Below are 22465 nucleotides of genomic sequence, written 5' to 3'. Positions count from 1 at the left end.
TCATTCCCTTCTTACTAATCTTCTATTAAACTAGTTTCACCATACTTCTTTCTCTTTAAGTACTGTCCACTACCTGCATTACCAACAAATTGCTTCTCTTTTATGACAAACTCTCCACGAACTAGGACACTCACTGGCTCTCCCGTTACTTCCATTCCTTCGAATGCGTTATAGTCGACCGCCATATGGTGAGTCTCGGAGGAGATTGTTCGTTTACTATTCGGATCAAAAATTACCAAATCTGCATCTGATCCAACTGCGATTGTTCCTTTTTCGGGGTACAATCCAAATAGTTTTGCACTTCTTGTAGAGGCAATGTCAACGAATTGGTTCAATGATATTCTGCCTTTTTTAACGCCTTCAGAGAACAAAATACTTACGCGATCTTCAATCATTGGTCCTCCGTTTGGAATTTTTGAAAAATCGTCTCGGCCTAGATCCTTTTGACCTTTGAAGTCAAAAGAACATTGATCGGAGCCTAAAGTTTGAAGATTTCCATTTTTTAATGCATTCCATAACACATCTTGGTTCCATTTTTCACGAAGTGGTGGAGACCAAACGTATTTTGCACCTTCAAATTCAGGCTTTTCTAGCATAGATTGATCAAGCACTAAGTATTGTGGGCAAGTTTCACCCCATATATCAATTCCATTATTTCGGGCTTCAGTTATTTTTTCAACAGCCTCTGCACAAGTAACATGAACAACATACAATTGCGAATTTGCAAGTCCAGTTAATGTAGCCGCTCTTCCTGTCGCTTCACCCTCTACTTCTGGAGGACGTGTCAATGCATGGTAAATAGGTTCTACTTTTCCTTCAGCTAAAGCTTGATTGATTAAATAATCGACAACATCTCCATTTTCCGCATGCACCATGACTAACGCCCCATATTCTTTTGCTGCTAATAGCGTACGGTACAATGTCGCATCATCAGCTTGAAATACATTTTTATAAGCCATAAATACTTTAAATGATGTAATTCCCTCTTTTTCTATTACTCTAGGTAACTCTTGTAGTACCTCATCATTTATTTCGCCAATCATAAGATGAAAACTATAATCAATCACTGCTTTATTTTTCGATTTTTCATGCCATGTTTCAATGGCTTTTTGGAGTGGCTCTCCTTTATTCGTTAAACAAAAATCAATAATGGTTGTTGTCCCACCAAAGGCAGCGGCAATCGTTCCTGATTCAAAATCATCTTTTGTGACTGTTCCACCAAACGGCATATCTAAATGCGTATGCGGATCTACACCACCTGGAAAAATATAATGACCTGAAGCATCAATCAATTCAGCGTCCGTACATTCTAAATTTAGCCCAATTGCAGAAATTTTATTTTCTTCTATTAAAATATCAGCCTTGTAAGTATCCGTTGCAGTAACGATCGTTCCATTTCGGATGATTTTCTTCATTTTCTTTTCCTTCCCCCCTTTAAAATTGAATATTGATTAGATCGTGCTAATAGCTTTAAAGCTTGTTGGCGATCATTCCAAGTCATCGAAGGCTGTTTATTTGGAATCTCTACCATGTTAATTGCATCATCTACTGGACAGACGATTTTGCATAAATTACATCCTACGCAGTCTTCCTCCCGAACCTTTAAATATGACTTTCCATTTTCATCTACTGACATATCTATACATTGGTGAGATGTATCCTCACAAGCAATATGGCATTTATTACAGTTAATGCATTCCTCGGTATCAATCCTAGCAACCACTTGATAATTTAAATCTAAATTTCCCCAATCTGAATATTTATGAACTGCTTTCCCTACTAACTCGGTTACCGAAGAAAGACCTTTTTCATCTAAATAATTATTTAAACCATCAATCATGTCTTCAACAATACGGAAACCATGATGCATTGCTGCTGTACAAATTTGAACGCCTGTCGCTCCCATTAATAAAAACTCTACTGCATTTTGCCAATTTGAAATACCACCAATCCCGGAAATTGGAACTGATATCCGTGGATTCCGTGCACATTCTGCTACCATATTTAATGCAATAGGTTTTACTGCAGGTCCACAATAACCACCATGAGCTCCCTTACCGGCAACATGAGGAACCGTATTCCAAGAATCTAAATCTACTCCCATTAAACTATTAATTGTATTAATCATACTGACTGCGTCAGCTCCACCTCGAACTGCCGCTTCAGCCGTTACAGTAATATCAGTAATGTTTGGCGTTAGTTTTACAATGACAGGTGTTTTCGCAACTTCTTTTACCCAAAAAGTTTGTTGCTCAACTAATTCAGGAACTTGACCAGATGCTGACCCCATTCCTCTTTCTGCCATGCCATGAGGGCAACCAAAGTTCAGTTCTAAACCATCAACTCCAACATCCTCTACTCTTTTCACGATTTCGTGCCATTTATATTGTTGCGGTTCAACCATAAGGGATGCGATAATCGCTCGGTCAGGAAATCTTTTTTTCGTTTCATAAATTTCTTTTAAATTTACTTCAAGAGGTCGATCGGAAATCAATTCAATATTATTAAATCCTGCAACTCTTTGTCCGTTAAAGTTAATTGCAGCAAATCGTGAGGAGGTATTAATAATTGGTTCTCCTAACGTTTTCCATACTGCCCCACCCCAACCAGCTTCAAACGCACGTTGGACTTGATAACCCGAATTTGTTGGAGGAGCAGAAGCAAGCCAAAATGGGTTAGGTGACTGTATGCCCGCAAGATTGATTCGTAGATCTGCCATGAAAGAAAACCTCCTTTTAAGTGTTTAACTGTTTATGAATCGCATAAGCTACTTCTTTTCCTTGTTGTGCAGCAGTCACTACCATTGCTTCTCCTTGCCCTTTTCCAAAAATGACATCACCACACGCAAATACTTTAGGATTAGACGTCTGAAATGATTCTTGGTTAATTTTTACAACTCCATCTCTGTGTTCTAAATCAAATTGTTCAATTAACTCTGTATAGCGAGTTTGCCCGATCGCTTTTATGACTCCATCTACCGGTATCGTGAAATTGGAAGCAGGAATAAGCACAGGTCTGCGGCGACCGTCTTTTCCAACATCACCTAATTCCAATAGAACACACTCAAGTGCAATTACTTTTCCATTTTCACCAATTATTCGTATAGGTAATGTTAGCCATCGGAATTCCACCCCATCTTGCTTAGCAAAATCATATTCAAACTGATAAGCACTCATTTCTGATTGGGTCCTACGATATAAAATTTTGACATTGCCCGCTCCTAAACGAACAGAACATGTCGCAGCATCAATTGCAGTATTTCCCGCACCTATTACAGCAATGTTTTTGCCTATAAAACGATTTGATAGCTCCCCGGATTTTGTCTCTTTTACAAAATCAATCGCATCGTATACTCCGTCCAAATCCTCTCCCTCAATATCTAGCATTGGAACTTTCCCCATCCCTATAGCCAGAACGACCATGTCATAGTTTGCTAATAATTCACCTGAAGAAATATCCGAACCGACTCTAGTATTCGTAAGAATTTTCACATCCAAGTTTTCAATTTGTTGAACTTCCCAGCTGGATATACTCTTTGGTAACCTGAAAGAAACGATTCCATAACGATTTAATCCTCCAGCATAATTTTCCGCTTCAAAAATCGTTACTTCGTAGCCTAATAGGGCAAGCTCACGAGCAGCTGCTAAACCAGAAGGACCACTTCCAACGATCGCAACAGTTATTCCATTCTTTTTTCCAGCCTTAAATAATACTTGATCATTTTTTATCGCCCAATCAGTTGCATACCGTTGTAAATTGCCAATCATGATCGGTTTTGTAGAAGATTTTAGTACACATGCACCTTCGCATAGTTCTTCTGTAGGACAAACTCTAGCACAGCTTGCGCCAACAGGATTAGATGACATAATTGTTTTAGCTGATCCCTTTAAATTGCCTGAACCAATTTTCTTTATAAACGTTGGAATATCAATCCCAGTTGGACATGCTTTAATACATGGGGCATCATAGCAATAAAGACATCGATGTGCTTCTTCAAATGCTTCTCGTTCCGATAACCCAGGATGTACTTCTTCAAAGTTCTTCGATAAATTCTCTAACGAAACTCTATTCACTAACAACACCCTCCTATTAGGCTACAAAGTTACTTTTTAAGAAAGCAGATTATACGATTCAATTCCATATACATCAGTAGTGCCTTAAATAAAGCCGTTTTCAAGTAAGAACAATTAGTTTCTTCCTTAAAAAGGTAAAGCTTTTACTAAAATTGAGGTATTCCAATATATGATTAAATAAATTAATTTAGACATGTTTATGTTAAGGGTTGTCAGTGTTTAATTAATGAGTATTAATGCTTTTGATTTAATTGTTTTAGAAAAAATCAAAGCTCAAACCCTTATATTAGGTTTGAGCTTTCAAAGTGTTGAAATATAAAATGGTCGATAGGGAAAACGGCCTTTAAATGAACATTTATTAATGATGAAATTATCATTTTTTGACTAATCTTTTAATGGTTTTAAATGTTAATATGTTTGAGCAATTTTATGGTTCTAATAACACTAGTAATTGTTTTTTCAGAAGTTAAAAATATTATGAGCTATTTTTTAGAAAAACAAATTCAATTGATTAGTTTTAGCTTAATTAATGTTCGATCTTAATTGACCTACAAACTGATTAATAAACAACTGTTAGATTACGCTAAGTAAAGGCTATTTGATTATGTATTTATGGTAGACTTTTTTTGATGAATAAGTTGATTGGAATGGAGGGATGCTCGACTCCTATGGGATAAGCGGGAAGGCTGAGACCCCGCAGGCTCTTGCCGAGGAGGCTCAGGTCTCGCCCTATGGAAAGCGAGCATCCTGTAGTGGAAATCAACATCACTATACTCCTTTTACGAAAATTTGGTAATTTAATTGACAAGGTTGTTTTTCAACTGCGTGAAAAGCTCAAACCCTTATATTAGGTTTGAGCTTTTTAATTTATTCTTAAAATTTATTCTTCACAAAAACATTAAATCGTTTTCTATAAAAATAGATCAGCAAGACGATGATTAACAGTCCTAAAATGACTTTACCGAACAATGTGAACTCTAAAACTTGATTAACAGAATACGATTCAAATAATATGACGGGTAGCTTACCAATCAAACTAGCTAACATGAAACTTGACCATGTGATTTTTCCAAAGGCAGCAAACAATGTAATCAAACTAGATGGTATAAAAGGAATAAAACGCAGAAATAACACACCGTAAAATGCTTCTTTTCCTTCTAAGCTTAATAGCCTATTTAATCCTTTAAATTTAGTTGAATTACTAATAAATCTTTTTTGTAAACCCTTTCTATATAAAATAAAAGATACGAATGTACCAACTAATTCACCTATGAAAGAGACTAGAAATCCATCGGCAAAACCGAATAGTTTAATATTGATTGCTGTCAAAAACCAAGCCGGTATAATACCAACAATACTAATTAGAACATTAATTAAAATACTAAGTATCGCAGCATAGTCTTTGTATGTATTTAAAAAATGTTCAATTGCAGAAAGTGTCATAATTTTCCCCCATTTTTTTTAACCACTTAATTGTACAACATTTAGTATGATAAAAAAGCTAAGGTTCCAAAAATACATAAATCTTCCATAAATTAAAACCTATTTACTATTTTAGACATTGAAATTATAAACATACTAACCAATTTAAATTTAATTTTTAGAACAAAAAAAGATGACTTCGAATGCTACTCGAAATCATCTTTTTGATTATTTTTTATTCTTCTTCAGTTTGTCCTTGGAAGAAGATAAATAGATATTTTACTAATTCTAAAACTGAAATTAAGGTTGCCGCTAAATACGTAAGAGCAGCAGCTCCTAATACTTTATTTACACCTTTTCTGTCAGTTTCATGGATTATACCACTTGCTAACATTAATTTTTTTGCTCGAGAACTAGCATTATACTCAACTGGTAAAGTAATCAGTTGAAATGTTACTGCTACTGAAAATAGTAAGATCCCTACTCCAATTAGAGAATATGCTTGAAGTAAAAATCCTGCTAGTAGTAATAACGGTGCTGCACCTGATGCAATGTTAACAATTGGAAAAATTCGATGACGAAGTGTTAAAAAACCATATGAAGTATCATGCTGTATCGCATGACCTACTTCGTGTGCAGCGACTGACACTGATGCAATCGATCTTCCATAGTATACTTCTTCTGATAAACGAACTGTTCTTGCCATAGGATCATAATGATCTGATAAACGCCCAGATACGACTTCCACCGGTACGTTAGGTAAATTATTATTGTTTAATATATGTCTTGCTACTTCAGCTCCGGTTAATCCTCCTGATGCTGGCACTTCAGCCCAGTGATTAAAACTAGATTTCACTTTAAATTGAGCCCAAATCGATAATCCGAAGGCAATAAAAATAAGGAAATCCATAGGGTGAAAAAACATTTACATTCTCTCCTTTTAAAGAATAAATGACAATAACGTCTGAATTAATTCTGATGTTTGTGACGTTAATTGACGGATAATATTTAGTTTTTGTTCTTCTGTTAAATCTTCTAGTAAATATTTTAATTGTGACAACTCTGTCTTAAGCTGACTCATATGAATCGTTACTTCTTCAGTTAACGGTAAGATACTCTGGTCCTCTACCAAAGTTTTTTTCTTATCTAAAATCTCTTTTATTTCTTGGAGTGGTAAGTGCATGGATTTACATTGCTCAATAAATTTTAAAGTCTCTAAAGAATCCTCGTTATAAAAACGATGCCCAGATTCCGAACGTTCCGGTTCAAGCAATCCTAGGTTTGTATAATAATCAATTGTACGCTTAGACACCCCTACTTCTTTTGCTAGTTCTCCAATTTTATAGACAATCCCAATGTTTTCACACTCCTTCTATATGTATTATATGTAAATTCGATAAAAACGTACAGTAAAACGTTATGTTGTTCATAAAGTTGTCAACATTTCATTAAAAAAATAAATAAAACCATGAACAAGTATTACTGTTCATGGTTTTTCAACTATTATTCTTGCCAATAACGACGAGCACCAGAAAATTCTTCGATATAGCCAGGAGTGTTTAAAGGAATGATTTCAACACTTCTAGCAGCATTAGGAGCCTGAATCATTAAACCATCACCGATATACATTGCAACGTGATGTACTGATCCTGTTCCGTTTTTACTTGCAAAGAATAGTAGATCGCCAGGTTGAATCTCATCTTTTTTAACTTCTATACCGCTCTTAGATTGAGGTCCCGAGTCTCTTGGAATTGTTATACCATATGACTTAAATAAGCTATATGTAAATCCTGAACAATCAAAACCAAATCCTGATACACCAGCCCATAAGTAGCGTAAACCAAGGAACTTCTTCGCCGTATTAATTAAATTCTCAGGTGTTGCTTTAGGAAACTGATTTTCGTTTTGATAGACTGCCACATCTTCTTTTTTAATAAATTTATTTCCATCATCTGGTGTTGCTACCATTACAACATCTCCAAAGTCTTTAATTACCGGTAATCGCGTATTAAAACTAATCTCCATAAACTTATGATTTAATGCTTTTCCATCATACAACCAAGCTGTTTGACTTGATACCATAATAAACGGTGTATCCTTATAATTCTCTAATCGATCATCCGTTGTTAATTGTCTTTTTGGCATCCAACCAGGATAGCCCAAAGTATTACGTGGAGTAGGTTGTCCTTCTACAGCAACCTTCACCCAGTCTCCTGATTCTTCTATGATGGTTACTTTTGTACCGTATACTGCTTGTGTTTCAAGATAACTTGTTAACCAACGACGAACTTCCGTATCTTCCATATTGGCTGACCATTGACGCGGATCAACTGGATTGCTTAAAGATGGCGCATCAATATCTCTAACTTGGAATCGTCCATTTGTTGTCCACTGGGTTGAAACAGACACATCAACGTAAGCTGTCTCCCCTGGAGTAAGTTCTTCATTTGTCGTTGCTAAAGACTGGCTTGTCATCGTAGAAAGTAATGTACCTGCAACACATAAACTCAATAATAAATTTTTTGTCTTTTTCATCGTAGAACTCCTCTCCCTATTTTAACGAAGACTTTTAGATAATCTTCGGTGTAGCCCTAAACCAGGTAAGGATGATAATTGAACTTCATCCCCAATAAACTCGATTCCATCAAAATCTTGATTCTTTAACCAAAGTGGCGCATCCAAATCGATTTTTTGAATATTTGGATGGGCGGTAGCAATATGGGCTGCCGCAAGTACTGAGACAGAAGTTTCCATCATACTTCCAATCATGCAAGGAATATTCGCTCTTTCAGCAATATCTGCAATTTGTATTGCTCTTCTAATTCCCCCTGTCTTCATTAACTTAATATTTAGAAGATCAACTGCACCCTCTTTAATTAGGCGTAAAGCGTCTTGCGGAGAAAAAAGACTTTCATCGGCCATGATTGGTGTATTGACGTTTTGCTTAACAAATTTTAGTCCCTCAATGTCACCTGCATGTACGGGTTGCTCAATTAACTCGATTTTAGAATTTAGCTGTTCTAATTCTCGGATAATCAAAACGGCTTGTCTTGGAGTCCATCCTTGGTTGGCATCAACTCGGATTGTGACATCTTTACCGACTTTTTCACGGATTGCCATAATTCGTTCAATATCCCTCGTCCAGTCTTTTCCGACTTTGATTTTCAAAATAGAAAAGCCATCCTTGATTATTTGCATCGCATCATGACACATTTCATCTACTGTTCCTACACTAACGGTCATATCGTTTTTTAATAGATTTGTCCGTCCTCCAAGATATTGATAGAGTGGCAGATTAAGATGTTGGCATAATGCATCATACAGTGCAATTTCCATCGCTGCCTTCGCACTTGTATTAGCCACACAAGAGCGTTCAATCAATAGAGAGAGTTCATTAATATTGCAAATATCTCTCCCTAATAATAGAGGTGTAAGTACCGTCTTTAAAATTGCTTCAATACTTTCCTTTGATTCTCCAGTAATAGCCAATGTAGGTGCTGCAGCCCCTACTCCAACAATCCCATCCTCTAGCTGGACATATACAATAATGTTTTCTATTTCGGTTGCTGTCCTAAGAGCTGTTTTAAATGGCTTTTTTAAAGGGAACACTTCTGTTTGCACTTTTATCGATTGAATATCCATCATTTTTGTCCTTTCCTATTAGATTAAATTGAGTTCCTAGTAAACTTCCTGATTTAAAATCTTGTATTAAATAAAAAATCCAGCTATTAGAAAGGGATGCCCCCTGCTAATAGCTGGATTTCATCTACGAAAATAGATAAAGCAGCGTTTAAGATTCAATTATTTGCGTGTATTTTATATGTGCATTTTTAAAGGCTACTGCCAGAGCTTTCTGAGAAGAACCAAAATAACGCGTATTAATTTCTTGTATTACCCCATCCACGTCTAACATTGATTTTCCAACAAATAGATGCTGCACAAAGGATGAAGTTAATGAAATTGTAGCTGAACAATCGGCATCAACAATCAAGTGACTTGTCCGATCGACTACCAATCCAATAAAAAAAGCATTATACTTCTGCATAATCGGATTATTAGATGAAGTCTTTGCATCTCCAATAAGATAGATCGTATCTTTACTGTACAATTTATGTCCTCCCGCAAAACAGGTATTCCGTGCATAACTCCAACCGGTGAGGAAAGAATTGGCAACGGCATATGTATTCGCTTACAGTTTATATTAATATACGAAACTACTTTTGACAATATATTATGAATATTCAGTTTTATGAAAGAGATATTCAGGAAATGTGAACTATATGAATTCTCATACTTTTTTACTAAAAAAGTGAATAAAACATAAAGGTTAACCAACTATATGTAAGAACACTATTATTAGTCTAAAGTCTTAAATGGTACATTAAATATACCATTATTTAAAATAAGGAGTACATTTTGAAAAAATTGATATTGGTTTTCTTAATAGCAGGATTCATCATTTATTTTACATACAAATTTAGAATGATCCATCATTCTACCAAATTAGAAAACCAAAAAGATTTAGTCGGGCAAGGATGTGTCGTCTTAAATTACCATCTAATTAGCCCAGATCGTGATAAATTTATTCGCTTCCTAACGAAAGACCCTGAGTTTACAACTTATAATATTTATAAAAGTGACTTTGAAAAACAAATAGACGTTTTAAAAAGAAATCACGTAAAATTCATTACACCAAGGTTTCTAGATGAATATATGAGGAGCAAAATTCACCTTACCACTAAGCAAAAATGCGTTCTTTTAACATTCGATGATGTTGATCAATCTGTTTATCGTAATGCTTACCCTATTTTAAAAAAGAATCGAATTCCATTTACCATTTTTCTCATTATGGGACAAGTAGGAAACAATGACTACAATGGGATCAATCTAGCTAATTGGAAGCAAATCAATGAAATGCAAAAATCTGGATTAGCTACTTATGGAACTCACACATACAATCTACATTATTACAATAAGAATGGCCAACCACCTTTCATAGACACTAAAAACATTAAAGCATTTCAAAAGGATTTACGACTAGCTACAAAAACCTATAAACAGCATTTTGGAGAACAGCCACATTATTTTGCTTATCCATATGGATATGGTACACCCCAAACAGACCAGACTTTAATTAATGATGGATATAAAATGATATTCAGTTTACGTTATGGACTGAATAGACCTAATGATCCTACTTTTTTTGTGAAACGAATACTACTAACTTATGATAATTGGGAAAAAGTTAACAAGTGGATTGAATCTAAATAAAAAAATCTCATTCTATAGTCAGAATGAGATTTTTTTGTTACCTTATTTAAATCATCGTTTTTAATGTGTTAATTTACTTTTTTAATTCTTCCTTCTACTTCATAATTGAAAGGTCTTGGAAGTGATTTAACATAATCTACAGTCGCTTTAAGATCTTCTGGTCCTACTTCTAAATCAGTAGAACGTTCTCCAATACCATATTTTACATTACCGTACATATAGTTGTTCACTACAACTGAATATTCTTTGTTCGGATCAATTTTACTACCATTTGGTAAAAGGATGTCTACTACTTTTTTAGTCGATGAATCCCACGTATATTTAAATCCAGCGATATGGAAATCTAATCCCTTATCGGTAATTTGATTATTTAATACTGTTTCAATGTCTTGACCGCTAAGCATTACTTTATTTAATACATTTCCAAATGGCTGAATTGCAAATAAATCACCAAATGTAACTTGACCAGCGTCAAGTTGTGATCGAACTCCTCCACCGTTCATCATTGCGAAGTCAGCATTCATTGATGCTTTCATTCCATCTGCAATTAAGTTACCTAGTGCAGAATCACCATAAGTATTAGAAGATGGATATCCTTTTGGTAAAGTTTGCATTGAGTCACCAACAATCTCAGCTTTAATTGGCATAATTAAATCTTCATATTTTTTCATGATCGCAGAAACTGTCGGGTCTGGTGTATAGTCTTTTTGATAAACTGTTACTACTTCTGCTTCCTTCTTAACAATATCACCTGTTACTGCATCTAACTCTAAATCTACATCAGAAAATGCAGAACCATATGAATAAGCTTGTACGATTAATTTATTATCAACTACTTTATCATTAAATACATGATTATGAGCAGCAAAAATAACATCTACTTCATCATCAACTTTTTCAGCAATATCAGTTGCATCATATAAATCCGCTTTACCTGTTTGAAGAGTAGGGTTATGTGCTAATACTACGATTGCTTTAATCCCTTGTTTTTTTAGAATATCCGTATAATGGTTAATTGCTTCAACTTCATCACGAATTTCAAGCGTTTCATTTCCTTTTCGAACAATCATATTAGGAGTTTCTTGTGTTACTACTCCGATGAAACCAATCCTTTTACCGCCCACTTCTTTAATTGTGTATGGTTGAGTAATTAATTCTCCTGTTGCGGAATCATATGCATTGGCAGCAATCACTGGAAAGTTCATACCGTCATACCCTTTTGTACCTTTAGGATGTTCTCCACCATTCATCATACGCTTTAATTCAGCAATACCTTCATCAAACTCGTGATTACCAACTGTTCCAACATCAAAGCCCATTGCTTCCATCACTTCAACTGTTGGTTCATCTTGGAATAACGCAGAAATCAGTGGGCTTCCACCAATCATGTCACCAGCGTGAACTAGTAAAGTATTAGGATTAGTTGCTTCATGTTGTTTCATTGCAGCAGCTGTGTATTCCATACTTCCAGTTAATAATTCTTGGCCATTAACAGTAACTTTTGTATCAGTATCAAGCTGGCCATGAAGATCATTTAAGCCTAATAATTGAACTTTAATATTTTCTTTTGTACCTAAATCTAATTTAAAAATTCCAAATCCTGCAAGATCCGTTTTATTTGTAAATGCAATATTACTATTCGGCTTTATAAATTCTTCCGCTCTTGGTGAAGTCGTAAACGTTACATTTACATTTCCGCTAATTGGTGCAATCGACCAGTTATAATCTGCCGTTGGTGTGATTGTTTTCGATTCAGAAATGTAATCCATTAAGATTTGACGATTTTCATCAGCAGAATCTACTACAAGTTCGCTACCTTTAACACCTGGGAAATTACCACCGCCACCAGCACGATAGTTATTTGTTACAACGATGAATTCTTGATTTAGATCAATTGGTTGTCCATTATAAGTTAAGTTAATTACTCGGCTTGAATTACTATTAACTAGATTTCCGTTTATATCATACTTTGCTGGTTTTGTTACATCAATTTGGTAGTTAACACCATCAATTACATCAAAGTTATAAACAGGGAAAGCAGGATTTAGTAATGCTTGTTCTTCTGTTTTATTTGGATCAATTTGATTATATTTACCTGCCGTCATTTCAATCCATTCTTTCACAACAGAACCTTTTACTTTAATTGCTTTTAACGTATTATCATAAAGATAAAGATCGCCTGCACTTCTTATCGTAAGATCGCCTTTTTTAATCTCAGTATATTCAGCTACACCATTACGGCCAGCTTTGAATGGGGCTCCTACTGATAAAATTGGTAATTCTTTATATGGTTTCTTTTCAGCAATATATTTTTCTACAAACCATTTTTGTGCATTTGTAACAACTTGAATCGATGGATCATCTTGTATTAATGAAAAATAACTATGAATATCATCACTAGTTGTTCCTATTGGTGTATTTACATATTTAACTGTTGCATCATGATTTGGTTTAACAGCATTGACGATTTCTTGATCTGGAGCTACTGTACTTTCTGTTTTTGTTTTACCTGTAGCAGGATCCTTTACATCAGCCCATATTTCTCTAGTTGATGACTGAGAATTTACTACTGACCATTTTCCTTTTTCTTTTTTAAGTGTTAGGTCAATTAATCCTAATGAACCACCACCGTATCCCGCTTGAACAGCAGGTACGCCATTAATTGTTCCTTTCGAATTATCTACACCCGGTAATGGCTTTTTATTTGCCCCTAAAAATAATGCATCAAGAGTAGCCTCTGATTTTGCTGGAAATACCTTATGTGTATGAGAAAACGTAATTGCATCAATACCAGGTACTTCACTTAAAGAATAAATAACGTCTTCTGTATTTTCTTTATTCGCATTAAATCCTGAATGAGTCATTGCAACAATTACGTCTGCACCATCTTTTCTCATTTCAGGAATGAATTTTTTAGCTGTTTCTACTATATTTTTAGTGATAACTTTTCCATCAAGGTTTGCCTTGTCCCACTCACTAATTTGAGGTGGTACAAACCCAATAAAACCGATTTTAATTTCTTGTTTTTTGCCTTGTTCATCAATCACTTTTTTCTTAATAATTTTATAAGGATTAAATTTGTTCTGATCATTAGCAGGATTTTGATCGTGATCATCTACGTAAACGTTTGCATTTATGTACGGAAAATCAGCGTCATTATATGCTTCGTTTAAAAAGTCTAATCCATAGTTAAATTCATGATTACCTAAAGTTGCAATATCATATCCCATTATGTTCATTGCTTTAAATACAGGATGAACTTCACCTTTTTTTAATGGGTCAATTTTAGCTTCATAAGTTCCAAGTGGAGTACCTTGAATTAAATCTCCATTATCGACTAAAACATTATTTTGAACTTCTTTTCGAGCTTCCTTTACTAAAGTAGCAGTCTTAGCTAATCCAACTTTTTCATATGCTGCATCTTTGTAGTAATCATAGTTTAATAAATTTGTATGGATATCTGTTGTTTCCATAATTCGGAAATTTACTAAATCTTTCTCATCTTTTTTCTTAGATGCAAGCATATTTACAGGCTCAGCCTCTTTTGGTGTAGCATACGCTGGCGTGCTCACTACTGACATACTTAATAAAGATAAAGCTAAAGTAAATGATAACGCTTTCGAATTTGTGTAATTCTTTCTCCCCATTTATATTCCCCTTATATACTTTATTAGGATTTCATTAAAAAATATCCCCAAAAATTATTATAAAATTAAAATAGGTTAAAATATATTTAATTATACTTAAACTAAGTTAACGATTACTTAAGGAGCAAAAAATGAATTTAGACCATTTAGCATATATAGTTGATGTTTCCAAAACTAAATCTCTATCAATGTCAGCGAAGAACTTACATATTTCTGTTTCGGCAATCTCCCAAGCTATAAATAATTTAGAAGAAGAATTCGGATTTAAAATTTTCACTCGTTTACGACAAGGTACGATTACAACACCCGAGGGAGAGAAATTAATTGAAAAATCCCTAAATGTGTTAGCACATGCTGAAAAATTGAAACAGTTAGCAATAAACAATAATAAAATACAAAAGGAGATTACAATTGCTTCTGTACCTGGACTAATGCATTATATCGTAAATTTAATTAAACTAATTAAAGCCGAAAATCAAAAATCAAAGATTAGGGTTCACGGAAAAAATTCATTAGAAATTTTGAGTGATGTAAAAGAAAAAAAATTACGTTTTGGTTTAATTTGGATTTATGATGAATTAATAAAAAAGAATAAAGAAATGGTCTTTGATATCTTTCAAGAAGTTAAAATAAATGTTTGTGTAAGCAAAAATCATATACTTGCTGAATGTAAACAGTTAACTATAGACGATCTAAAAAATGAAACATTTGTAGTTCATGATGAGCAATATTTGAAATGGTATTATGATGAATTCTTAAAAAACAAAACAGAAATATTGTTTAAGACAAATAATATCGATAGCATTAGAAGTGCCGTCAATGAAAATATTGCGATAACAATTGGCACTGACTTTGTTGTACAAAATGAACCTCTCATTCAATCTGGGGAAGCTATTGCAATCGAACTGATTAATCCTTTTCATCGTCCTTTTTATGTTGGATGTGTTCGAAATGAAAATCTTCCTCTTTCAGAAGCAGATAAAATCTATATAAATGAATTAAAAAATGAATTTGAACGTAGGTGCAATCGTTAACAGACTGTTAAATAGGAAATGACTATTGCTTGATTAAGAAGTTTACTTCCTCATGACTGCTTCATAGGGAAGAAATTAGCAAGATGTCAATCTAAAAAGAACCTAATCCTTTTGATTAGGTTCCTTTTTAATCTAAGTCAGTTATACATGAACTTCGGAAGAAACCATTCCTATTTCAAGAGCAGATGTTAACCCTTCATAAGTAGCTTCTTCAATTGTACGAGGTGCTAAACAATCCCCGATTTGTCGTACAACTGGTGCCATACCTTTCACTTGTTCATAAAGCTCAAAATTAGGTACTCGTCCCATTGCAAGTACAATTGTATCCCAGTCGTTAATCAATTCAGTCTCATGAGTAAAAAGATTTCTCAATATGACTTGATTACTATGAATACCACCAAAATCAAAATGCGGTCGTACATCCACCTTTAATTGATAGAGTCTTTTTAGATATTCATTTACTAGATACGAATGTAATTCTTTTCCAATGTGAACCTTTGCGGAAAACAAGGAAACATCGTGTTTTTTCTCCTTCAAATGTATGGCTGCCTCTATTCCTGGCCAATCGCCAATTAAATCAAATACTAATACCCGCTTTCCAACCTGGTTAGAGTTTTTGCCGAAAAGGTCATCAACTGTTATGATTCTCGGATCATCGATGCCCTCTACATGTGGAAAGTATGGTCTAGATCCTACTGCACAAATAATGACATCTGGTTTTATCTCTTCTATTTTCTCAAGGGTAATTTTTTTTCCAAGCTGGACGTCTATCTTACTTTTTGATAGCTTTCTTGTATAATTATCTAACATCGTTTCAGCTACTTCATGTCGCATAGGAGCCTTTCTCATTTTTCTTAGCAATCCGCCAATCTCATCACTTTTTTCAACTAATATTACTTCATGTCCTTCACCATCAGCAGTTAAAGCAGCATGTAATCCAGCTGGACCTGCACCAATGACAAGTACTTTTTGTTTTACTTTTACACTTTGAACGAGCGGTAATAATTCTTTCTCTTTACCAGCCATCGGATTTTGAACACATCCAATTGGAAGGCCTTTAGAATAGTGACCTATACAAGCTTGAATACATCCTAAACATGCATCAATTGAATGTAGGTCCCCTCTCATTGCTTTATTCGGTAATTCAGGATCAACGATTAAAGCTCGAGTCATACCAACAACATCCGCTTTTCCTGAACCAACGATTCGATCTGCTTCCATAGGGTCTATGATCCGCGAGCCAACAAAAACCGGAACTGCACCTGCCATCCGAATTTTAAATGAATGTGGCGCATTATAGGAATGTTTAATTGGAGAAGGTGGAACGATATGAGTCGAACCTGCATATGTACTTGAGTCACCAGATGTTACATTTATAAAATCTACTCTAACGTTTTCAACTAAATGCTCGACGATTTGCACAGCATCTGTTACATTCGTGCCATCCATTGTCATTTCATCTGCACTCATTCGAATTCCTACGGTAAAATCTTGACCCACTTTTTCCCAAATTCGTTGTACTATTTCTACTATAAAACGCATTCGGTTCTCAAAAGTACCACCGTATTCATCTGTGCGATGGTTCGTATGGCTAGACCAAAATTGAGCTGGTAAATAACCATGGGAGCAACAAACTTCTACTCCGTCAAGACCAGCTTTTTTAGCTAATAAAGCTGAAGATGCATATCCCTCAATGACGTCTTTAATTTCATCAATGTTCATCGGCCTCGGCATGATTCCAAATCGAAAACTTGGTTCAGAAGACGGTGCCCAAGCAGCATTACGATAATCGCTTGATACGACTTCTCTACCTCCGTGAAATAATTGACTAAAAACTTTCGTGCCATATTGATGTAGTTGTTTTGCAATTTCTGCATAAGCTGGTACTACTTTTTCATCAAATCCTGCGATCGTATGTGAAGTAAGCATACCTGATGTGTGAACTGCAGCTGCTTCAAGAATAATAAGTCCAGCCCCACCCTTCGCACGTGCAACATGATAGGCAGTCATTTCAGGAGTAGGAATGCCATTTGCTACATAATTCGTTTGATGTGCTGTTGATAGAATTCTATTTTTCAGTTCAGTATTTCCAATCGTCACTTTTGAAAATAGGTGTTTAAAGTCTGTCATAATTGAACCACTTCCTTTCTCCTATACATTTTCTCGGAAGTTCGTAATCATCCGATCGTTCTTTTCAACTATCATTTTAGGTTTTCTTGTAACTCTACTTACTACTAGCGTTACAGTAAAATTAATAACCATTACAACTAAACCAACATCAATATCTTGGATGACATGAGGAAACGATGGAAACCGAGTTGCTAACGTTGTACCAGTTGTTGTGGAATAAGTAACGGCTGCAACACCAATGATAATTCCAGCAGACGCTCCTTGAACTGTAACTGGATTCTTTTTCCAAAGACTAAAATACAATGCTGGGAACAATTGTGCCATAAAGCTATACGCCATAATATACAGTGTCATAATTGTATCGCCACCATTTAAAGTAAAATAAAGTGTCACTAGTGCAATGATTGGAACTAGAAGTCGGGTTAATTTTATAAGCTGATCATCTGTTGTATTAGGTTTCATAACCTTATATACATTCTTAGTTAAGATTGTAGTTGCAGATGTTAAAACTAATGAACTTGGTATAAGTGCAGCCAAAGCGCCCGAGGCACCAATGATTCCTACAAACCAAGGATCAAATGATATCTTTGCAAGTTTAAATAAAGCTAAATCCACTTCTCCTCCTTTTAAAGTAGGAGCTTTTAAAATAGCAGCAAATCCAACAAATAAAGAAAAGACAATAATAATTTGATAGATTGGCATAAATGCAGCATTAAGGCGAAGAGCTTTTGCACTCTTTGAAGAAAAAACTCCCATAAGCATATGAGGAAACATATAGAAGGAAAGTGCTAACATGATACTAGTTGTAATAAACCAAGAAACACTTAAACCTTTCTCTGGAAATATCAATAAGTCGGGTTTAGCAGTTTGGATTGCCTCAAACATCGGCTGAAAACCACCATAATAATGTACAGGAAAATAGATTCCTAAGAAGATCACAACAAATAAAATTAGAAAGTCCTTAATCACAGCCGTCCAAGCTGAACCATGAATACCGGAAACTGTTACATAAATGGCTATCGTGACCACAGCAATCGTAATAGCAATACTCTGAGGGATTTTCCCATAAGAAGCCTCAGAAACAATAATCCCTAACCCTTTTAACTGCATCGTTAAATACGGAATAATTGAAATGATGCTAATAACTGAAACTAGAATCCCAAGTGCTGAACTATTATACTTTTTCGTATAAAAATCAGCCTGTGATACAACATTATTTTCTTTTGCATACTTCCAAACAGGAGGTAACAGCCAATAAGCGATAATAAAGTAGAAGGCATTAAATGCATAAACTGCCGGCATACCAAAAGAGTAGGCACTTCCCGATGCCCCCATAAAAGTAAATGTCGTAAACATTTCTCCTGCTAGCAATAGAAAAACAAAAAGTGAACCAAAACCTCGTCCACCAATTGACCACTGCTCAAAAGTCATCTCTTTACCCTTACGTGCTTGTAAGCCTAACCATATTGATAAAGCTAAAAAGCCAAGAATTACTATTAAAGCTGAATTCATTATTGATCGCCTCCTTTATTAGCGGGATCAAGTTTATTGACTATTAATAAAAATATAGCTGTAAGAAAAACCCATAATATCGTCCAAAATAAAACAAATGGCATTCCAAGAACAAATGGCTCAACCTTATTAATAACTGTGAGTGACCCAATTGCTGGTATCGCACTTAATCCATATAGTAATTTTTTCATTTGATTCCCTCCTTATTTTGTACTTCTAGATTAATAGGAAAAATTAATATTTAAGCGTTTTCATAACAGAAAATAAAAAAGAAAAGCTAAGTATGTACTATCTAATTATGAATTCAAATACTTAGCTTATTAAATCATCGGCATTTTTTACCATTCTCCATTAACTAGATTATAAGTCGATCGCTTCTTTAATCATTTCATGGAAGTGTTGCATTGCGTTCTCAGTTGGAGAATATATACCATTTTCAAATGCTTTAGAATGTAAACCTGTTTGCAATAATTCTACTAGATCAAAATCCTCTTCCCGGACTTGATCAACAAATTTAATCATTTCCTCTTCTTCTTTCGAAATTTCTTCATTAATAAAGAAATAGCGATAGACTGCTAGTGTTTGGTTGGCATCGATAGGAATTAGTTGTGTTGTCGTCATATTTCCTCCCCCAGGAAATACACTCATCATCATATTTGGCCATATCCAATAGAAACGTGTTAAGCTATCATCTTGGTTTTTTACATTTGAACACTGGTAAGAGAATTTATCACAAGGAACAATGCTATAATTCGATAAATCAAATGTTTTAGAGAATGAAGGATGCGCAACTGGACAATGATCACACTCTAAGAAATTATCAACTACAGCTTTCCAATTTGCTTTAATCAAACGACGGTTTTCTTTTACTAATTGTAATGAATCCAGGAAAGAAAAACGGTTTAGTTCATTTATTAAATCTTCAAATTCAACAGAAAACGCCTTAGCTTTTCGATCCAAGTTTACAAAAATCATAGAGCGCTGAATTTCTAATTGGACCGACTTTAAGCAGTTATATTCTCCTAGGTCAATATTTTTAAAGTTTGGTGCTCTATTTACATGCCCATCTAAATTAAAGGTCCAACCATGATAAATACATTGTAGGATTTTTTTATTTCCTGTTTCACTTTGCTCCACTTTTGTACCACGATGTGGGCAAATATTATAAAACGCGCGTATTTTACCATCATTAGCATGCGTAACTAGAATAGATTCACCAGCAACTTCAAAAGTAAAAAAATCACCGACGTTTTTAACTTGACTAGTATGACCTACAAAGATCCAATTTTTACTAAAGATCTTTTTTCTTTCTATATCGAATACCTCTTGGCTGACATATGTTTTATATGGTAATGAAGTTTGTAAAGTTTGTGCTGTTCCCTTTGTAGACATAATAATGATTCCTCCTTTTATTTGGATTTCATTTGAAACGAAATTCCATCCTTTATTTATTAACTCAAGCAAGATTTATGCCAATTTTAGTTTTCGCTATAACATGAGGAGATAACACTATTTATCTATTTCCAAATCGAGGTAATTATCTTATAATTTACTCAATTCAGTCAATTTTAACTCAACTTACTATTTTGCGAGATTCAAAATGTTTTTAGAGGGGGTTACGTTTTGCCAAATACAACAAACGACAAGCTAAAACTTGAGTTCAGTAATGAGATTCTACAAAAAATATTAGACAATTCTCCTAATGAATTTTATGTACTAGATAAAGATGCTCGTATCGTGTACATTAACAAAGCATGTGAAAGACATTATGGAATTAAACTAAAAGATGTAGTAGGAAAATCAAACGATGAATTAATTTCAAAAGAATATTGGAAGCCTCTTATTCTCCCACGTTTATTTAAAGAAAAGAAAACAGTCATCATGAAACAAATAAGTTATGTTGGAAAGGAAATCATTACAACAGCCATTCCTTTACTAAATGATCAGCAAGAAATTGAGCTGATTATCACCACTTCACAAGATGCAAGCTATAAAGACTTATACATACCCGATGAGCAAGAAATAAATGAAGCTGCTCAAGCTGAAATTTATAAAAATAATATCATTACGAATAACAAGGAAATGAGTAATATTGTTAAGATTTGTGAAAAGGTTGCTAAAGTAGATGCAACCGTATTAATCCAAGGAGAATCCGGCACAGGAAAAGGAGTAATTGCAAAATATATCCATCAGAAAAGCAGCAGAAATAAAGCTCCTTTTTTATCTTTAAACTGTGCAACGATTCCAGAAGAGCTACTAGAATCAGAACTTTTCGGATACAAAGATGGCGCATTTACTGGAGCAACAAAAGGTGGCAAACAAGGACTTTTAGAGCTTGCAGACGGGGGAACGGTATTTTTAGATGAGATTGGTGATATATCACCTAAGGTTCAAGCGAAGCTTCTAAAAGTTATTCAAGAATTTGAATTTATGCCTGTTGGAGGCAAACAACCAAAAAAAGTAAATATCCGTATCCTTTCTGCTACTAATCGAAACTTATATGAAATGGTACAGAATAAGGAATTTAGAGAAGACTTATATTATCGCCTACATGTAGTTAATTTAAAAATACCACCACTACGCGAAAGAAAAGAAGATATCATTCCACTAACCTACCATTTTCTTTCCGAGTTTAATAGAAAACACCAAATGAACACGATCATTTCTGAAGAAGCTTTGAATACTTTTTATAACTATTCATGGCCTGGGAATATTCGACAGTTAGAAAATATGCTTGAAAGCCTCGTCGTCACAAGTGATGGCATCATAAAAGTGCAAGACTTGACTGATTTATTAATAGAAAATAAAAAAGAGAATCCGGTCGATGAAGTAATAAGTGATTGCTCGCTTTTAGCTTCTCTAGAAGAGGTTGAGAAAAACATAGTAATAAATTCTTATACAAAATATAGGAATACAAGAAAAGTAGCAGATGATTTAGAAATCAGCCAGTCAAAAGCGGCTAGATTAGTTCGTAAGTATTGTAGTGATTTGGACTTTTATAAATAAAAAAATATCCGGTTAATAGCCGGGTATTTTTGCGTGAAGAGATCTATGAGAATTTATTAAAGGGCTCATGAGGTACTAAAAATGCTAAATGCTGTAACTAACTTCCTCATAAAGGGCTCATGAGGTACTAAAAAAGCTAAATACTGTAAATAACTTCCTCATAAAGGGTTCATGAGGTACTAAAAATGCTAAATGCTGTAAGTAACTTCCTCATAAAGGGTTCATGAGGTACTAAAAATGCTAAATGCTGTAAATTACTTCCTCATAAAGGGTTCATGAGGTACTAAAAAAGCTAAATACTGTAAATAACTTCCTCATAAAGGGTTCATGAGGTACTAAAAATGCTAAATGCTGTAAGTAACTTCCTCAT

17 protein-coding genes are annotated in these 22465 nt (G+C 34.5%); 3 read left to right on the top strand and 14 right to left on the bottom strand.

The window, feature by feature from the left end; genetic code table 11:
* Nucleotides 1-14: 14 nt before the first annotated feature.
* The 9 genes from hydA to ACFVRR_RS01255 all read right to left on the bottom strand — a co-directional run bounded on the left by hydA (nucleotide 15) and on the right by ACFVRR_RS01255 (nucleotide 9603).
* On the bottom strand, nucleotides 15-1415 hold the full coding sequence (gene hydA / locus ACFVRR_RS01295) for a dihydropyrimidinase (protein ID WP_387323859.1): 1401 nt from the start codon (nucleotides 1413-1415) through the stop codon (nucleotides 15-17).
* On the bottom strand, nucleotides 1412-2719 hold the full coding sequence (gene preA, locus ACFVRR_RS01290) for an NAD-dependent dihydropyrimidine dehydrogenase subunit PreA (protein WP_387323857.1): 1308 nt from the start codon (nucleotides 2717-2719) through the stop codon (nucleotides 1412-1414). The genes hydA and preA overlap by 4 nt, the downstream gene beginning before the upstream one ends.
* A gap of 16 nt (nucleotides 2720-2735) precedes the next feature.
* Complete coding sequence (locus ACFVRR_RS01285) at nucleotides 2736-4073, bottom strand: NAD(P)-dependent oxidoreductase (RefSeq protein ID WP_387323855.1); 1338 nt, start codon at nucleotides 4071-4073, stop codon at nucleotides 2736-2738.
* Between the two features lie 873 nt (nucleotides 4074-4946).
* Nucleotides 4947-5516: a TVP38/TMEM64 family protein gene (locus tag ACFVRR_RS01280; protein WP_387323854.1), complete on the bottom strand. Its 570-nt coding sequence runs from the start codon at nucleotides 5514-5516 to the stop codon at nucleotides 4947-4949.
* A 214-nt stretch (nucleotides 5517-5730) separates the two neighbouring features.
* Nucleotides 5731-6420, bottom strand: a complete 690-nt coding sequence (locus ACFVRR_RS01275) for a zinc metallopeptidase (RefSeq protein ID WP_387323852.1) — start codon at nucleotides 6418-6420, stop codon at nucleotides 5731-5733.
* A gap of 15 nt (nucleotides 6421-6435) precedes the next feature.
* Entirely contained in the window at nucleotides 6436-6852 is a 417-nt protein-coding gene (locus tag ACFVRR_RS01270; RefSeq protein WP_387324904.1) for a MerR family transcriptional regulator, read from the bottom strand.
* Between the two features lie 146 nt (nucleotides 6853-6998).
* The gene (locus ACFVRR_RS01265) at nucleotides 6999-8030 is read right to left on the bottom strand and encodes a C40 family peptidase (protein WP_387323850.1); all 1032 of its coding nucleotides are present in this window, start codon (nucleotides 8028-8030) and stop codon (nucleotides 6999-7001) included.
* 21 nt (nucleotides 8031-8051) lie between these two features.
* Nucleotides 8052-9137, bottom strand: a complete 1086-nt coding sequence (locus ACFVRR_RS01260) for a dipeptide epimerase (protein ID WP_387324901.1) — start codon at nucleotides 9135-9137, stop codon at nucleotides 8052-8054.
* A gap of 148 nt (nucleotides 9138-9285) precedes the next feature.
* Entirely contained in the window at nucleotides 9286-9603 is a 318-nt protein-coding gene (locus ACFVRR_RS01255; protein ID WP_387323848.1) for a DUF3870 domain-containing protein, read from the bottom strand.
* Nucleotides 9604-9911: 308 nt separating this feature from the next.
* Here ACFVRR_RS01255 and ACFVRR_RS01250 point away from each other — a divergent pair, with 308 nt between their 5' ends.
* Nucleotides 9912-10766 carry a polysaccharide deacetylase family protein gene (locus ACFVRR_RS01250; protein WP_387323846.1) on the top strand — a complete coding sequence of 285 codons (855 nt, stop codon included), beginning with the start codon at nucleotides 9912-9914 and terminating at the stop codon, nucleotides 10764-10766.
* A 68-nt stretch (nucleotides 10767-10834) separates the two neighbouring features.
* On the opposite strand, the gene ACFVRR_RS01245 is transcribed toward ACFVRR_RS01250, so the two are convergent.
* Entirely contained in the window at nucleotides 10835-14290 is a 3456-nt protein-coding gene (locus ACFVRR_RS01245) for a bifunctional 2',3'-cyclic-nucleotide 2'-phosphodiesterase/3'-nucleotidase (RefSeq protein ID WP_387324898.1), read from the bottom strand.
* 254 nt (nucleotides 14291-14544) lie between these two features.
* Between ACFVRR_RS01245 and ACFVRR_RS01240 the strand changes: the two genes are divergently transcribed.
* Nucleotides 14545-15447, top strand: coding sequence for a LysR family transcriptional regulator (locus ACFVRR_RS01240; RefSeq protein WP_387323843.1), 903 nt, complete (start codon nucleotides 14545-14547; stop codon nucleotides 15445-15447).
* Between the two features lie 141 nt (nucleotides 15448-15588).
* Here the strand turns inward: ACFVRR_RS01240 and ACFVRR_RS01235 are convergent, their stop codons facing one another.
* The 4 genes from ACFVRR_RS01235 to ACFVRR_RS01220 form a co-directional block, all read right to left on the bottom strand.
* Nucleotides 15589-17577, bottom strand: a complete 1989-nt coding sequence (locus ACFVRR_RS01235) for an oxidoreductase (RefSeq protein ID WP_387323841.1) — start codon at nucleotides 17575-17577, stop codon at nucleotides 15589-15591.
* A gap of 21 nt (nucleotides 17578-17598) precedes the next feature.
* Entirely contained in the window at nucleotides 17599-19089 is a 1491-nt protein-coding gene (locus tag ACFVRR_RS01230; RefSeq protein WP_387323839.1) for a sodium:solute symporter family protein, read from the bottom strand.
* Nucleotides 19089-19280: a DUF3311 domain-containing protein gene (locus ACFVRR_RS01225; protein ID WP_387323837.1), complete on the bottom strand. Its 192-nt coding sequence runs from the start codon at nucleotides 19278-19280 to the stop codon at nucleotides 19089-19091. Before ACFVRR_RS01225 ends, ACFVRR_RS01230 begins: the two co-directional genes overlap by 1 nt.
* 169 nt (nucleotides 19281-19449) lie before the next feature.
* Nucleotides 19450-20481 (bottom strand): aromatic ring-hydroxylating oxygenase subunit alpha, encoded by a 1032-nt coding sequence (locus ACFVRR_RS01220; RefSeq protein ID WP_387323835.1) that lies wholly within the window; start codon nucleotides 20479-20481, stop codon nucleotides 19450-19452.
* Between the two features lie 231 nt (nucleotides 20482-20712).
* Here ACFVRR_RS01220 and ACFVRR_RS01215 point away from each other — a divergent pair, with 231 nt between their 5' ends.
* The gene (locus ACFVRR_RS01215; protein WP_097976000.1) at nucleotides 20713-22095 is read left to right on the top strand and encodes a sigma-54 interaction domain-containing protein; all 1383 of its coding nucleotides are present in this window, start codon (nucleotides 20713-20715) and stop codon (nucleotides 22093-22095) included.
* Nucleotides 22096-22465: the final 370 nt, after the last annotated feature.

This window comes from Gottfriedia sp. NPDC057948 (assembly GCF_042887255.1).
Classification (GTDB): domain Bacteria; phylum Bacillota; class Bacilli; order Bacillales; family Bacillaceae_G; genus Gottfriedia.
The sequence above is the reverse complement of the archived record's forward strand: the minus strand, read 5'-3'. Positions and strand labels throughout refer to the sequence as shown.

Coding starts and splice junctions, on each gene's coding strand:
- ACFVRR_RS01260 (WP_387324901.1), bottom strand. CDS start 9,137: ATGGATATTCAATCGATAAAAGTGCAAACAGAAGTGTTCCCTTTAAAA.
- ACFVRR_RS01240 (WP_387323843.1), top strand. CDS start 14,545: ATGAATTTAGACCATTTAGCATATATAGTTGATGTTTCCAAAACTAAA.
- ACFVRR_RS01220 (WP_387323835.1), bottom strand. CDS start 20,481: ATGTCTACAAAGGGAACAGCACAAACTTTACAAACTTCATTACCATAT.
- ACFVRR_RS01225 (WP_387323837.1), bottom strand. CDS start 19,280: ATGAAAAAATTACTATATGGATTAAGTGCGATACCAGCAATTGGGTCA.
- ACFVRR_RS01280 (WP_387323854.1), bottom strand. CDS start 5,516: ATGACACTTTCTGCAATTGAACATTTTTTAAATACATACAAAGACTAT.
- ACFVRR_RS01230 (WP_387323839.1), bottom strand. CDS start 19,089: ATGAATTCAGCTTTAATAGTAATTCTTGGCTTTTTAGCTTTATCAATA.
- hydA (WP_387323859.1), bottom strand. CDS start 1,415: ATGAAGAAAATCATCCGAAATGGAACGATCGTTACTGCAACGGATACT.
- ACFVRR_RS01265 (WP_387323850.1), bottom strand. CDS start 8,030: ATGAAAAAGACAAAAAATTTATTATTGAGTTTATGTGTTGCAGGTACA.
- ACFVRR_RS01245 (WP_387324898.1), bottom strand. CDS start 14,290: ATGCTTGCATCTAAGAAAAAAGATGAGAAAGATTTAGTAAATTTCCGA.
- ACFVRR_RS01235 (WP_387323841.1), bottom strand. CDS start 17,577: ATGACAGACTTTAAACACCTATTTTCAAAAGTGACGATTGGAAATACT.
- preA (WP_387323857.1), bottom strand. CDS start 2,719: ATGGCAGATCTACGAATCAATCTTGCGGGCATACAGTCACCTAACCCA.
- ACFVRR_RS01275 (WP_387323852.1), bottom strand. CDS start 6,420: ATGTTTTTTCACCCTATGGATTTCCTTATTTTTATTGCCTTCGGATTA.